The following is a 15,842-nucleotide window of genomic DNA, read 5'->3' on the forward strand; positions in this document are numbered from 1 at the left end:
AAGAACGTGTAGAAAACAAGCAGATATAAAAAAGTCGGGGTGACAGGATTCGAACCTGCGACATCCTGCTCCCAAAGCAGGCGCGCTACCAAACTGCGCTACACCCCGATGCTTTCTAGCTGGTTACCAGCTCCAAGCACAATCAAATACAATAGCGCACATTGCAGACAAAAGCAAATTTGCAACACGCGCGATAGAATAGAATCAGCATTGAAAATAGGCAACGGATTTTAGAGGTTAGCATGGGGCGTTTTCAACGTACGGAGGCAGCGGGATTAATCGCTTTTCTTGCATGCGCAGTATTTGGCATGATTGTAATGTCTATATACATAAACACAATGCCCGCAATATGGCAGGTTACGCAACGCTTGTTTACAATGGCATCTGGAGTTGTGGCAGCTTGCAGCATGTGCACTTTTATAGTCGGATATTTAAGAACACACAAAGGATTACTTAAAAAGAACTGGCTGCAAATTGCAAAACATGCTTTTGAAATAATCGCACTTTCTACGATTTACGGCGCAACAATGCTATTAATGTCTTTTGCTCTTCTTTCTATAATCAACAGCATTATTGGAAGAAGCGCTGTAAATACTTATCTTCCTGTTCTTTGCTGTGCGTTAAGCGGAATTGTTGGGTATGCAACTCTTGTTCAGGCAGAACTTTTAGAGGCAAAAACCGTTGCCTCACTTCTTCCACTATTTGTGATTTCTGGAGCAGCAACTGCTGGATTAACCTCCGACGACCCATATTGGTATAACAATAACTTCTCCCAACTTGGCGACAGAACAACGTTTGCTGCAAGCATGTTTAACGCAACGCTGATTCTAGCTGGAATATGCATTATTATTACAAGCTACTTTGCTATAACCGAGTTTGTTGCTACACAGCACGAAATCTTGCAAAATAAAGGCACCAACGCTACAAAGCATTTTAAAGCTCGAACAACTATTATGGCAGCTCTGCTTATTCTTGGAGGAATAGCATTTATTGGGATTGGAACTTTCCGCTATACCCCACACCCCGTTATACACGATTTATGCGCTAGAGGCGTTACAGGACTTATTTGCACAATGCTTATATGCCTTCCGTGGCTTGCGCCTAGGCTTTCTAAAACATTCTACGTTGCTTCGGATTTAGCTGTTATTCTTACAGCCTGGGTTGGAAACCAATGGGTTCATGGCAATAACACTTTAACAAATGTAGAAGCTTTGTCTTGTTTACTATTTTTAGGATGGATAATAGTGTTTTCCAGGCAAGTGGCAGCTATGCAAAGCGACCGTTTAAGGTCTCAAGTCAAATCTTAAATAATGTCTTAAATCAAGATATTAAAAATGTGACCTACGGCTGGCTAAAAGCGCAACCATAGGTCACAATCAATTTAATCCTTAATATTATTCTTGCTTTTCGCTCATAAGAAGAAGGAAACTTCTTGATTGAGCAACAATATTAAAACCAGATTCGTAATGCAATTGCGGACCTTTTGGATTATGAGTGTCTACAACAAGAGTCCACTTTTCTACATAACGCTTATCTGGCAAAGTGAAAGTTATAGGCTCGTAATGCGCGTTGAAAATAAGAATAAAGTCGTTATCGACCATTCTACTTCCATACCAATCGGTTTCTGGAATATCTGAACCGTTTAAATAGATCATAACCGAAAGCGCATGAGTATTACTCCAAGCTTCCATATCCATTACGGAACCAGTGTGATCAAACCACTCTACTTGCGGAATCTCTGAGGCATCATCCGAAGGCATACGACCAGTAAAGAACCTACGCCTATGCAAAACAGGGTGATCCAGCCTTAAATGAATAAGCTTGGAAACAAAGTCAAACATATCTTTTTGAGTGGAATCAAAATCCCAATTAATCCAAGAAATAGCATTATCTTGGCAATATGCGTTGTTGTTTCCATTTTGAGTGCGCATGGTTTCATCTCCAGCGCAAATCATAGGAATACCCTGGCTCATTAGCAAAGTGGAGAAAAGATTTCGCATCTGGCGCTGACGAAGCTCGTTAACATCGTGAATATTCGTAGGGCCTTCTACTCCACAATTCCACGAACGATTGTCGTTAGCACCGTCGTTATTACCCTCTTTATTAGCCTCATTATGCTTTTCGTTATAGCTCACTAAATCGTTCATAGTAAAGCCGTCATGAGCGGTAATAAAGTTTACAGACGCAACTGGCTTACGGCCGTTTTGCTCATATAAATCGGAGCTTCCCATAAGTCGGCTTGCAAACTCAGGCAAAGTCGAAGGCTGCGAGCGCCAAAAATCTCGCACGCAATCGCGGTATCGGCCATTCCACTCGGACCAGCTTGGAGGGAATCCACCAACTTGGTAGCCGCCAACGCCAATATCCCAAGGCTCTGCAATAAGCTTTACGCTAGAGATAATAGGGTCTTGCTCAATAATGTCGAAGAATGCAGAGAGCTTATCTACCTCTTGGAACTGGCGAGCTAGCGTTGCTGCCAAGTCGAATCTAAATCCGTCTACGTGCATTTCCGTAACCCAATAGCGCAAGCTATCTGTGATTAATCGCAAGGCTTTAGGGGAACGCATAAGAAGCGAGTTTCCTGTGCCAGTGGTGTCAAAATAATGACGTTGATCGTTGTCTACTAAACGATAGTATGCACGGTTATCGATTCCACGGAAGCTTAAAGTTGGGCCTCTATCGTTTCCTTCGGCAGTGTGATTGTAAACAACGTCTAGAATAACTTCCATTCCTGCAGCATGGTACGCCTTAACCATTGCCTTAAACTCGTTAACCTGCTCGCCGCGCTGGCCGGAGCTAGAATAAGAATTTTGCGGAGCAAAGAAGCCAATTGTGTTATATCCCCAATAATTGCTTAAGCCCTTATTTTGCAAGAAAGAGTCGTTTACAAACTGGTGAATAGGCATAAGCTCAATGGCAGTAATACCAAGCTTTTTTAAGTAAGATATTACGCTTGGATGAGCCAATCCTGCGTACGTTCCGCGGATTTCTGGAGGAACATTGCGATTTAGATTCGTCATTCCCCTAACATGAGCCTCGTAAATTACACTATCGTGATACGGGATCATTGGATGCTGATCGTTTCCCCAATCAAAATATGGGTTTATAACAGCAGCTTTCATAGTGTGGCTTGCAGAATCCAAAGTGTTCATTGCCGATAAATCGTCTGGATTTGCAAACCAGTAGGAAAACAGGCTCTCGTCGCCATCAATATTTCCCTCTATTGCCTTAGCATATGGGTCTAAAAGAAGCTTGTTTGGATTACACCACAATCCATGATTTGGGTCATACGGCCCGTAAACTCTATAGCCGTACCTTTGGCCTGGCTGTATGCCAGATATGTAAGTATGCCAAACGTAAGAATTCTGCTCCGTCATGTCAATACGAGTTTCGTTGTCTTGCTCGTCAAACAAGCACAGCTCAACGTGCTTTGCCACTTCGGAGAATAACGCGAAGTTTACGCCTGCGCCATCGTAGGTAGCTCCAAGCGGATACATAGAACCTGGTCTAATTTGCATAGTTCCAGTATGGCATATATTTATATAGTTTTCATCAATACCATAGGCGATTCTTAAAAAAGATTAAACTTTTACAAAATGCAAGAGTCTTTTAGAAAATAAAAAAATCTTTTATATAACATGCTGATTTTTCCCTAAATTAAAGGCAACACGCCGAAGTATAGCCTTTAACCACATTGCTTAAAAAACATAGCAAAAAAGCTTTAAGACTGATGAAATAGCAACATGATAAACCAACAAAACATTGCAGCAGAACAATCTCAAGAAGGGCTATTAACCCGCGTAGAAAACGTTGAAAAACAGCTACGCGACTTTTCAACGCCCAATAAAACAATAGGGAGTCTTGGAGAAGAATACACATCAATAAAACTAATGCTTAAAAATTGGATTCTTCTAGATAGAAATTGGCATAGTCGTTTTGGAGAGCTGGACGTTGTAATGATGGATATTTTAGGAACAATCGTATTTATAGAAGTAAAAACACGTAGAAGCGTACGGTTTGGCACTCCTCTAGAAGCGGTAACAGAAGAAAAACGCATAAAAACACACAAAGCTGCGTTTAAATGGCTAGAAGATCACAAGATGTTTAAACATAGAAGAATACGATTCGACGTTGTATCAATCCTTATTTCAAAAAACAAAAACATTCAAATACAACACATTTTAGGAGCATTCTAATGGTTATTGGCAACGCATTATCTGTAGGACTACTCGGATTAAAAGCCTTTACAATACAATTACAAGCATTTATATCTAGCGGTCTACCTGGATTTTCGATTATTGGACTACCAGATACTTCTTTAAGCGAAGCAAGAGAACGAGTTAAATCGGCATACATGTCTTTACACTGCACTTGGCCAGACACAAGGCTAACAGTAAATCTTTCACCTGCATCTATGCCAAAAAGCGGATCTTCTTACGACCTTGCAATCGCTGCAAGCATACTAAGCGCTAGAGGAATTATTCCACTTAACGAGCTAGAAAACACTATTATTTTGGGCGAGCTTAACTTAGACGGGTCTGTTTTGCCAATTCAAGGCATGCTGCCAATCGCACTGTATGCTAAGCAAAAAAATATTACAAAAATGATTATTCCATACAAAAATCTTGCAGAAGCCAAGCTAGTAGACGGCATTGAGGCGATTGGAATTAAGCATATTTTGGATTTAGTAGACGAGCTAAATGGAAAATTAGAAGACGAAGATAGGCCTATTGCCGAAAAGAACAGAGAACGCGCATTAAATGCGATTAACCCGTACGACCACATTATTGTGGAAGAAAGGGAAAATCCTGGAGATTATTGCAATCCTAATAATAACGGCCTTAACAATACAAACTATAAAAAAGAAGGCAGCGAAGAGCCACAAAATAACAATAAGCCATTAAACGCAATTGGAGATATGTCGGAAGTTTTAGGCCAAGAGCACACAAAGTGGGCTTTGCAAGTGGCAGCGGCTGGGGGTCATCATGTTATGATGATAGGCCCTCCTGGATCTGGAAAAACCATGCTGGCTTCCAGAATGCCAAGCATAATGTGCCCACTCACCGAACAAGAGCAGCTAGAAGTGGCCTCTATTCGCTCGCTTTGCGGAACTCTTGACTACTACGGAATAACGGACATTCCGCCTTTTGAAGCACCTCATCACACTTCTTCTGCAGCATCTCTTATAGGAGGCGGCGCAGGACTTGCAAAACCTGGAATAATAACTCGCGCGCATTGCGGTGTTTTATTTATGGACGAAGCTCCAGAATTTTCTCCGCGAGTTTTGCAAACACTTAGAGAACCATTGGAATCTGGCCACATTGCTGTTTCTAGATCTAAAGGAACAACGCTGTATCCTGCTAAATTCCAGCTTGTTATTGCAGCAAATCCATGCCCGTGCGGATACGCGTACGGAAACAGCGAGCGCTGCACTTGCAAAGAAAAAGAACGCATACGCTATTTTTCTAGACTTTCTGGGCCGATTTTAGACAGAATTGATATTCAAATGGATGTTCCGCCTGTAGAAAAAATCATAACTAAAAAAGCCATGTTAGAAAACGGCGCAAGTCAAATGTCTGGAAAAATTTTGACTAGCAAAATGATGCGTCAAAACGTAAAAAACGCAAGGCTTGTTGCACAAGATCGTTTTAAAAAACTTGGTTGGAGTTGCAATGCTCAAGCCTCTGGAACATGGCTTAGAAAAAACACTTCGCAAGATGCGATTGAGTTAATAAATAAATCACTTGAAAACCACAAACTAAGTTTGCGTGGAGCAGATAGAGCACTCAGACTTGCCTGGACTTTAGCGGATCTTTGCGGGCACACTTGCCCAGATTTAACAGATATGGCTCAAGCAATTAGCTTAAGGACAAGAATATGATTAGCGAAAATAAAACAAACAGCACAAGTAGCACAAACAGCACAAACATAGCAAACGCGCAAACGGCAGACGTTTATTCAATAGATAACGAAACTTTAGCGCGCGCAATCCTAACGTTTTGCATAGACGGAGCAGACGCCATAATGTACACGCTTACTATAGGAACTCTTAATGCTGCAAGCATTGTAGACGCACTATATTCTATTTGTGAATCAATTACTAAAAGCAAAGGCAAAATAAGCAGCAAACAGCTAGAGCTTGATTTTAAAACAAACAGCTATAAGAATAATACTGACTCAAGCGCAGATGACTTAGACAATGCAATTACAAAGATTGTAAAAAATCACCCGCAAATCAAGGTTTTAGAAAAATACTTTTTGGAAGGTCTTAAAATCTGGGGCGGTAAAAATGCAGACAATAAAAACGAAGTAAATAATTTTGCTGTATTGCATAAATCCGTTAAAAAGTGGTGTTTAAGAATGCAAAACCTACCTTTTTGGGATGCAAATAAACTCAAAAAATGGTTTAGCTCAAACGGATCGCAGTGGATTATATCTCCAAAAAGCAAGTATTGGCCTAAGCAATTGCAAGATTTAGCAACAAAATGTAAGGTTGCTCCCCCACTTTGCTTATGGGGAATTGGAGACCCAAATGCTCTTGTTCAATGCAATCAGCCTCTTGCAATTGTTGGATCTAGAGGCTGCAACGACTACGGGTACGAGCTTAGCTTTACATTTGCTAAATCATGCGCTAAAAAGGGACACACTATTGTTTCTGGCGGAGCATACGGAATTGACGCTGCAGCTCATTGGGGAAGCTTAGACGCATTGGATTGCCACGCAATAAACGCAAGCCCTGTAGGCAAAACAATAGTCGTTTTTGCTGGAGGCCTAAACAATATGGGTCCAACATGCAACGCTCAGCTTTTTAACGCAATTCTTGCAAGCGGCGGAGTGTGCATAAGCGAGCTTTGCCCAGAAACTATTCCAGAAGCACGCAGATTCTTGCTAAGAAACCGTCTTATTGCAGCAATCGCCAGCAAAATCATAGTATCGCAAGCAAGATTAAGATCTGGTGCATTAAACACGGCAAATTGGGCATTGGAGCTAAACCGAGAATTGTATGCAGTTCCAGGAGATGTAACTTTGCCAAATAATGCTGGATGCAACATGCTTATTCACGACGGAAAAGCTATGATGATATGCTCACACAGAGATATAGAAAACATCTACCCTACTTCACACCACTATTTACCACATTCGTTAGGAAATAACGAAAGCATTCCAGAAACTTGCACAAACTTCCAAAAGCTTATATTAAAAGCGATTTACAATTGCAAGCACAACAAAATCTGCGCAAATATAGATAACATTAGTGAAACCATTGCAAAAGCAGAAACAAATGGCGACTTTTCAATATCAAAAATCTCTGGAGAGCTTGCGATTCTTGAGCTAAACGGTGTAATTAAAAATCAGAATGGAGTTTTTAGCATAAATAGAAAAAAGTCTTAAAGTCTTAATTAAAAAACAAAAAATATGAGAAAATAAGTAGTATGCAGTCAAACTTTAATGAACAAAACGGATTAAACGTAAAAAATCAACAAAAACGCGAGCAGATAAAATTAAATAGCTCTTTTTACAACGTTTTAATTATTGGAGCTGGAGCTGCAGGACTTTCAGCCGCATTAGGCTTAGTAAAGTCTAAAGAATACAAAGAGCTAAAAACGCACGGAAAACAGCCTAAAATACTAGTGATTTGCAAACTTCAAGCGTTAAGGTCTCACACGGGATCTGCCGAAGGTGGAATAGCTGCAGCACTAGGAAATGTAGAAAAAGACTGCTGGCAATGGCACTATTACGACACTGTTCACGGAGGCGACTGGCTAAGCGATCAAAATGCGGCAAAAATGCTAGCAAAAGAAGCTAGAGAAACAGTTATTGAGCTTGAACACTTTGGCGTTGCTTTTTCTAGAACAAAAGACGGGCATATTAATCAAAGATTCTTTGGAGGCCACACAGCAGACTTTGGAAAACAGCCAGTTAAAAGAGCCGCCTACGCTGCAGATAGAATTGGTCACCAAATTTTGTACAGTTTGTGGCAAAAATGCTTAGAAGAAAACATTGAAATTAGCGAAGAAACTTACGTTACAGACATTGCAATCAACAGCGAAACAAGCAGCGTAGAAGGAGTTATAGCGCTAAACGAAAAAACGGGAAGCCTAGAAAAAATAATCGCAGATAACGTTCTTATAGCAACGGGTGGAGCTGGAAGACTATTTGAAACAACTTCTAATTCCTGGGATTTAACAGGAGATGGAATGGCTTTAGCTCTAAATGCTGGATTGCAATTAGAAGACATAGAGTTTATACAATTCCACCCAACTGGCTTAGCACACACTGGAATACTGCTTTCGGAAGCGGCGCGTGGCGAAGGCGGAGTGCTTAGAAATTTCAAAAACGAAGCATTTATGAAGAACTACGATAAGATTCACGCGGATTTGGCACCAAGAGACGTGGTTAGCAGGGCGATTGTAGCCGAGGTTGACGCTGCCAGGGGCGTAGAAGACACCACCAGCAGCGTTGACAAAAAAGATTGCGTTTGGCTAGACATGACTCATATAGAAAAACAACATATGCAAGAGGCTCTTCCGCAAGTTGTAGAGACGATTGAAAAATACGCGCATTTAGACCCATCAAAAGATTTTGTGCCAATTAAGCCTACCGCACACTACACAATGGGCGGAATACCAATCAACCTTAACGGACAAGTGTATAAATTAGATGGAGGCAAAAAACAAAGCATAAACGGATTATATGCTGCTGGAGAATGTGCATGCTCGGGAGTACATGGGGCTAATCGCCTTGGCGGAAACTCTCTTCTTGACGCTTGCTTATTTGGAAAGCTGGCTGGAAAATCTATTGCAAAGAACGTGCAAGAACAAAGTCAAAATCAAAATAATCAAAATCAAAATAATTTACAAAGCAAAACCAAGAATGAAACTAAAAATCTAGACGAATTAGCTAAAAATCGAATACAAAAAATACAAGATTTTATGCAAATCCGTAACGATGATAGCGCAAATCAAAATCCATATAGTCTTCTAGACAACTTAGAAAACATTATGGAAACTGCGGCAGCTGTTAGATGTAGCGAAAAAACACTTAAAGATGCTTTGCAAAAAATCGATACGATTATTATTCCAAAAGCTAAAATGCTTGCCGTACATTCTAAAAATCTTGTTTTTAATCAAGAACTAACAGCTATTTTGGAATTGCAAAATATGATTACACTTGCAAAAAGCATTCTAAACGCATCTTTAGCAAGGCATGAATCTAGAGGATCTTTTACAAGATTGGATTATCCAAATCGCAATAACAGCCAAAATCCTCAACATTCTATAGTGGATTTAAGCGGAAACGTGCAGAATATGCCAGTTGTAATCGTTGATTTTAACCCAAATCAGCCAATTAACGGGCAAAATACTAGCGAAATTAAAGAAATTATTGCAAAAATCAATTAATTTTCAACACGCCGAAGCAAAGAGTCAAAAAAGATGTTATAGTTCTATCTGTTGTCTAAAACACCCGTCCGGGTGGCGGAATGGTAGACGCGCTAGCTTGAGGTGCTAGTGCCTATTTGTACAGGCGTGCGGGTTCAAGTCCCGCTCCGGACACAGAATAAAGCCTTGCTGAGAAATCAGCAAGGCTTTTTGCATATTAATCCCAAGCGCGGGGCTATGTGTTATAGCCCTAATCACGCTAGTTAATCACGTAATTCCAAGGGTCAAATGCCCTACCAATCCACAAGACATCAATCGATTCTCCAAGATTTTTATAAACACTATCTTGAATATCTTTAACTGCGTACTCAAACCACAAAGACTCAATAGCACTATGAGGGGTGTTTATAAGCATAGGCTTAGCAATACTGGAGTTTGCTAATTTAGATTCATAAACAGCCTGCTCATACGCGTCTGTTGCAGGATGATGCCTTAAATCACTTGTTACATACACATCTGCTCCGCAAGCGCGAACAGCATCGAATAAAGAATCGCCCGAACCTGGAAGAACAGCTATTTTGCTAACAATTGCATTAACATCTCCGCACACTTGAACGCCTAACTTAGTAGCAGGCAAAGCGTTAAAAACGCGCATTGCAAACTCTTTAAGAGTGATTTCTTTTTCTAGCACGCCAACTCTGCCAAGCCCAAGAGAAGGGTCGTCATTGCTTGCAGGAACAAGAGGCTGCAAATCCTTAAGACCAAAAGCACTAGCTGCAGCAGCAGCCACTCCCCTAAAAGCCGCGTCCGCATTAGTGTGCCCAACCCACAATCCACAACGATTTTCAATAAGAGTTTGAACTATTTTCCCGCGAACAGAAAAACCAGAAACTTCATGAACTGATCTAAAAAACAAAGGATGATGCGAAACAATCAAATCCGCACCCATTTTGCATGCTTCATTAACAGCCTCAAGCGTTGGGTCCGATAAGCAAACAATTTTATTAACTTTATGCGAAGGATCTCCAACAATTAATCCTGGATTATCCCAAGACTCAGCAAGACTTAAAGGATACAAATCTTCCAAAATCTTAACAATATCGCTTAAAGTCGCCATTATTCCTATCCTTTGCAATAGACCTCTACAACAGATTTCTACAATAGACTTCTACATTAGCCTAAATGGTATTTATAGTAATTTACAAACACACTCAGTGCGCAGCAAGCTGCCAATCGTCGCCCAAACCAGTAGAAACACTAAGCGGAACAGAAAGCTCCACAGTATGCTCCATAGCGTTTTTAACAATATCTTGAACAACATCTACTTCTCCGTGCGCAACTTCAAGAACAAGTTCATCGTGAATCTGCAAAATCACACGACTTTTAACATTAGCGTTTCGCAAATCATCGTCTACTTTAATCATTGCAAGCTTCATAATGTCTGCAGCACTTCCCTGAATAGGCGCGTTTAAAGCAGCTCGCTCTGCAGCTTCTCTAGATGCCCTGTTTGTGGAATTTAGCTTAGGGAAATATCTTCTTCGGCCAAACATTGTTTGCGTATAACCAAGCTTTCTTGCCTTGTCTACCAAAGACTCCAAATAATCGTGCACAGAGCCAAAAGTATTGAAATACTTTTCTTTAAGCATCTCGGCAGCCGCAGGACTAATGCCTAATTGTTTTGCAAGACCGTATGTGCTAAGACCATATGCTAACCCATAGCTCATTGCTTTAACATGACTGCGCTGATCTGAGCTAACTTGTTCTACTGGAATCTTATAAACCAAGCTTGCTACAAACTTATGGAAATCAACTCCAGACTGGAATGCATCAATAAGTGTTTGATCACCAGAAGCATGTGCCATAATCCTAAGTTCCACTTGCGAATAATCACAGCTCATAAGTTGTTGGTAATTACTTCCTGGAACAAAAGCCGCTCTAATCTCTCTTCCAGCAGCGTTTCTATTAGGAATGTTTTGCAAGTTTGGATCCGAAGAACTTAAGCGTCCAGTAGCAGCAATAGTCTGCTCAAAAGTGGTGTGAATCCTACCATCTTTATATCTTGCAGCATCAATAAGGCTTTGAACAATTTGCTTTAACTTATTAGTTTCACGATATTTTAACAATGCACCCAAAAATTGGCTTGACTTTTCATCTGGATTAGTCTTTGCATACAGCTCTTGCAAAGCCTCGGCATTAGTAGTGTAAGAGCCACTTTTTGTTCTACGCGTAGGCTTTAGACCCATGTCTTCAAACAATAATTGCTGAATCTGCTTAGGACTTTGCAAATTTATTGGCCTGCTGGCAACGTCTAAAGCCATTTTTTGCGCAAATTGAGCTTCGCTTGCAAAATTATCTCGCATAGACGTAAGTCGAAGCATATCTACAGCAGCGCCCGCATCTTCCATTCCTCGTAAAACCCTAGAAACAGGCATTTCAACGTCTACCATTAAGCCAGTTTGCTTGCGTTCATCTAGTTCATTTGCGTACTGCTTAGCCAATAAGCGTATAATCACAGCTGTTTCTAGCATGCCTTTTTCTAATTCTTTGCTATCTTGGCTATCTTGGCTCTGCGACTCTTGTTCTTTAGAATCCTCGCCGCTTTCTATATCAAAATCAAGCTTGCCCTGCGTTGGCTCAGCGTTTAATTCCGCACCACCTATATGAATGTTTAGAACATGTTCGGCCATATTACAAAGATTTTCATTCTTAAAATCTGGCTCAATTAAGTAAGATGCTAAACGAGTGTCAATTAGCGGACTAAACGAGTAGTTGTTTTCCACAATTTTCAATGACTTTAAAAGAGCAATATTCTTTTTGTAATCATGCAAAACTATTGAAGACTCATGCTTTTTTATAAAATCTTTTAGCTTAGAGCAGATTGTATCGCTATTTTTATTAAGAACATCGGCATACACGATTGCTGCATCATTACCAGCTAGGATTATTAACGCTTTTGCAAAAATGCCAAACTCTTGAGTGTTATTTGGCTCTTCTAAAGCAAATAATGATATTTCTTTGTGCTCTTTTATTGTTTTTGCGCAAGACAAGTCGTTTCTTATAAGATTTGTGCTATCTGGAGCAGAAAAATCGCAAGTCTCCGCCACACAAGAATTTGCTAGATTAATCCAAACATCTAAATCGGATTCTGAATTAATTTTATGCACGTTTATTCGATCTATCAGCGCTTTAATGTCTTCTAAATCTTCTGAATTATCTAACTCAGACGAACTATTATTCTCTGCGTGCGCGCTTGAAGCAGAAATCATCATTTTAATATTCTCGTCTAAAAGCTCTTTGCTTCCGCGCGTAAACTCTTTTAAGATCTTTCTTCTAGTACGCGTACCAAATTCAAGATTTTCAAACAACTCGCCTACAGCTGCAGCGTCCACATTTCCAAATTCAAGATCGCTAATGCTAACACCAAGGTCTAAATCTTTAACAAGAGTATTAACCTTTTTGTTCAAACGAATCTGATCAATACTTTCTCGCAAAGATTCACCTTTTTTACCAGTGATTTGATTTGCGTTTTCAATAATGCCCTCTAAACTACCAAACTGATTAATCCACTTGGCAGCGTAGCCGTCTCCAACTCCTGGAACTCCTGGAATATTATCAGACGTTTCTCCACGCAACGCTGCTAAATCCGAATACTGACTAGGCGTAACGTTGTACTTTTCAATAATCGCATTAGGATCCATTTGCCTTAAATCCTTAAAATGCCTGCCCGGGTACAGTACATTAATATTGTTATCAATAATCTGAAAAGCATCACGATCGCCAGAAAGAATAAGCGATTTATAGCCAGCATTAGCGCCCATTGTTGCCAGAGTTGCAATAATGTCGTCGCCTTCGTAGCCCTGTTTTGTAATATACTTAACGCCTAACGCGCTAAGCATTTTTTGAATAACGGGAAGCTGAGCTATAAGCTCTTCTGGAGCTGCATCACGAGTGCCCTTATATTGCGGCAAAAGCTTGTTTCTAAAAGTTCCACCTTTAACGTCGAAAGCAACCGCAAGCTTATCTGGTTTCTCTTTTTCTATAACTTGCGAAAGCATAGTAGAAAAGCCCCATATTGCATTAGTTGCAAAACCAGACTTTGTGGAAAAATTATCCGCGGATATTGCGTAGAAAGCACGAAACGCAAGTGAGTGGCCATCTACCACCAACAACGTTCCTTTTTTATAATTGTTCTTAAAAGAATCTTCGTTTGAAACGATGCTGGTATCCACTTAACACCCACCTGCGTTTTCGTAAAATAAATTTTGAAATTATTCAATGCACGCTTGCATACAATCTGCAACGATTATTAAATTTTGTTTTTACTAACTATGCCTATTCCTCGGCAGCTGGCTTCTCTTCGCCATACTTAGCAATAATAGCCAAAGCAAGACGCTTCTTAGGAATACGCTGATCCATTGAAGTTTTTTGAATCCAACGGAAAGCACCCTGCTCCGAGAATCCAGCCTTATCCATAAGCAAGCCCTTTGCTCTATCTACAAGCTTGCGTTCTTCTAAGGTATCTTCGGCTTTTTTAAGCTTTTCTTCTGCTTTACGAAGCTGATCTTGAGCATCTTGCAACTTGCCTTCTGTGCGCTCAACACTATCTAGCAAATCGTTAATCTCACTAAACCTACCCATAGCAACTTCTAAGGCTGGCAAGAGCTTTGACTCTTCGTAAGGCTTTGTAACATAAGCCATTGCGCCCGCACCCGTAGCACGCTTAACTAAATCAGCTTGCGAAAAAGCGGTTAGCATAACAACTGGAGCAATGTTTTCGTCGCAAATAGTAGCAGCCGCTTGAATTCCATCTACAACAGGCATTTTAACGTCCATGCAAACAACGTCTGGACGATATTCGCGAGTAAGATCAACCGCCTCTTGGCCGTTAGCAGCTTGTCCCACAACCTTATATCCGTTGTCTTCTAGCATAGCTACAAGATCCATACGGTTAACTGCTTCATCTTCGGCAACGACAACAGTTTTTTCAACATTTTCGTTTTGTTCACTAGCGTTCTTATTACTCTCTACGCCATTTTGCGCCTCAGCAGCATTACGCAATTCATCATCTGTAAGCACAACAGGCGCCTTCCCCATCTCTTCATCGCCATTTTCAGCCGACATTTTAACCTCATTTCCTTACCATAAAACACAAGGCAACAGCGCTATGCATTCCACCAACACGTACATTCGCACACTTTAATACTCGCCATCTTTGCGTTTATTTTTAGGCCAGCATCATGCAAGTTTTATGCACAAACACTAAAAAGCACACTGTGCGCGTTGCCACATGATTTTACTCGCATGCGTGTATAAAAATACGTTATAAACCGCATTTTAATGCGGCAAACTGCATGCAAATATTGACAATACAAAAGTCAAGGCACCTAGCATTGCCAGCTTTACGCATAGCGGAAAAGCATTAGCATAATCACTATTAGAAACCGCGCATATTAGCAAGTGTGCTTTTTTAATAAACACATAGGTAATCAATAATAACAGAATGCAAGAAACAATAAACACACCTTTATTAAGCAATCCGCTATTTAACGTGCAAACAATTTCATATGGATTACCAATACTTAAAATTACGCCTATAAATCGCGTATAAAACACGTATAACAGCACATATGCAGATTGCAAAATCACCAAAAAACCAACAACGCAAGAAAATACAACACTACCCTTGCGCTTTCCAAGCAACGCCATTGCTGTGATTTTTTTATGACGTATGTCACTTTCTGCGTCTCGCAAATTGTTAATCATCATAAGACAAGCAGAAAATCCACCTGGAATAAAAGATAATAAAACGCAAAATGCGATTTGACTTACGCTAGCTAACGCAATTGAATCTTTAGAAAAACCACTTGCATAAAAAAGCGCGCACAATGTTCCTAAAAACGCAACTGGCCCAAAGAACAAAAACGCACTAAACTCTCCCCAACCGCAGTATCCATATGGATGCGATCCTCCAGCATAAAACCACGCTGCAATCAAGCAGACTAAGCCAAGAGGAATAAACAGCCAAACACCACTTTTAATAGTAATAATCAAGCCAAAAATGCATGATATTAAAGCAGATATTCCAACAGCATACAGCACTGATTTTGGCTTAATACCAGCGTCTGCAAGCCTCCAAGACACATCGCATAGCGCTTTACCGTCTGCACTCAGTTCTCGCTTAGATCTTTGATTATCTAGCCCGCGCAAACCGTCGCAATAATCGTTTGCATAGTTTACGGAAATTTGCATAAAAGCAGCAACGCCTATGCATAACAGCGATTGAATAACAAAATTTTCAATATTGTATGGTTTAACAAGTATTTGCCCACTAAACAAATATCTTGCAAAAATCGAAATTGCCATAACAACTGGCACAATTCCAATCGGAAGCGTATAAAGTCTTGCACCTTTAATCCAAAACTTAATATTAGTCATTAAAAATCGCCTAAATTCTAGAATTCT

General features: G+C 40.3%; 10 protein-coding genes and 2 tRNA genes. 6 read left to right on the forward strand and 6 right to left on the reverse strand.

The genetic code is table 11. The features are described 5' to 3' along the window. Positions 1-34: 34 nt before the first annotated feature. Positions 35-108 (reverse strand) — tRNA-Pro (locus tag QP420_RS05625). A gap of 134 nt (positions 109-242) precedes the next feature. Here QP420_RS05625 and QP420_RS05630 point away from each other — a divergent pair. Beyond that, positions 243-1,307, forward strand: a complete 1,065-nt coding sequence (locus QP420_RS05630; RefSeq protein ID WP_481616801.1) for an ABC transporter permease — start codon at positions 243-245, stop codon at positions 1,305-1,307. A gap of 87 nt (positions 1,308-1,394) precedes the next feature. Here QP420_RS05630 and glgX read toward each other — a convergent pair whose 3' ends face one another. Then, positions 1,395-3,518, reverse strand: a complete 2,124-nt coding sequence (gene glgX / locus QP420_RS05635; RefSeq protein WP_481616802.1) for a glycogen debranching protein GlgX — start codon at positions 3,516-3,518, stop codon at positions 1,395-1,397. Positions 3,519-3,743: 225 nt separating this feature from the next. On the opposite strand from glgX, the gene QP420_RS05640 reads away from it, so the two are divergent. The 5 genes from QP420_RS05640 (at position 3,744) to QP420_RS05660 (ending at position 9,554) form a co-directional block, all read left to right on the forward strand. Beyond that, positions 3,744-4,196 carry a YraN family protein gene (locus QP420_RS05640; RefSeq protein ID WP_481616803.1) on the forward strand — a complete coding sequence of 151 codons (453 nt, stop codon included), beginning with the start codon at positions 3,744-3,746 and terminating at the stop codon, positions 4,194-4,196. Further along, complete coding sequence (locus QP420_RS05645; protein WP_481616804.1) at positions 4,196-5,881, forward strand: YifB family Mg chelatase-like AAA ATPase; 1,686 nt, start codon at positions 4,196-4,198, stop codon at positions 5,879-5,881. Before QP420_RS05640 ends, QP420_RS05645 begins: the two co-directional genes overlap by 1 nt. Beyond that, positions 5,878-7,392 (forward strand): DNA-processing protein DprA, encoded by a 1,515-nt coding sequence (locus tag QP420_RS05650; protein ID WP_481616805.1) that lies wholly within the window; start codon positions 5,878-5,880, stop codon positions 7,390-7,392. The genes QP420_RS05645 and QP420_RS05650 overlap by 4 nt, the downstream gene beginning before the upstream one ends. Positions 7,393-7,433: 41 nt before the next feature. Continuing rightward, positions 7,434-9,401, forward strand: a complete 1,968-nt coding sequence (locus QP420_RS05655; RefSeq protein ID WP_481616806.1) for an FAD-binding protein — start codon at positions 7,434-7,436, stop codon at positions 9,399-9,401. Positions 9,402-9,467: 66 nt separating this feature from the next. Then, positions 9,468-9,554, forward strand: a tRNA-Leu gene (locus tag QP420_RS05660). 85 nt (positions 9,555-9,639) lie between these two features. Here the strand turns inward: QP420_RS05660 and QP420_RS05665 are convergent. The 4 genes from QP420_RS05665 to menA form a co-directional block, all read right to left on the reverse strand. Beyond that, a complete protein-coding gene (locus tag QP420_RS05665; RefSeq protein WP_481616807.1) occupies positions 9,640-10,497 on the reverse strand; it encodes a Nif3-like dinuclear metal center hexameric protein in 858 nt (285 codons plus the stop codon). A gap of 94 nt (positions 10,498-10,591) precedes the next feature. Next, the gene (gene polA, locus QP420_RS05670) at positions 10,592-13,609 is read right to left on the reverse strand and encodes a DNA polymerase I (RefSeq protein WP_481616808.1); all 3,018 of its coding nucleotides are present in this window, start codon (positions 13,607-13,609) and stop codon (positions 10,592-10,594) included. Between the two features lie 103 nt (positions 13,610-13,712). Then, positions 13,713-14,501: an ANTAR domain-containing response regulator gene (locus QP420_RS05675; RefSeq protein ID WP_481616809.1), complete on the reverse strand. Its 789-nt coding sequence runs from the start codon at positions 14,499-14,501 to the stop codon at positions 13,713-13,715. Positions 14,502-14,714: 213 nt separating this feature from the next. Then, positions 14,715-15,815 (reverse strand): 1,4-dihydroxy-2-naphthoate octaprenyltransferase, encoded by a 1,101-nt coding sequence (gene menA, locus QP420_RS05680; RefSeq protein WP_481616810.1) that lies wholly within the window; start codon positions 15,813-15,815, stop codon positions 14,715-14,717. Positions 15,816-15,842: the final 27 nt, after the last annotated feature.

Source organism: Bifidobacterium sp. UMB1197 (assembly GCF_030217745.1).
GTDB classification, from domain to species: Bacteria; Actinomycetota; Actinomycetes; order Actinomycetales; family Bifidobacteriaceae; genus Bifidobacterium; species Bifidobacterium vaginale_B.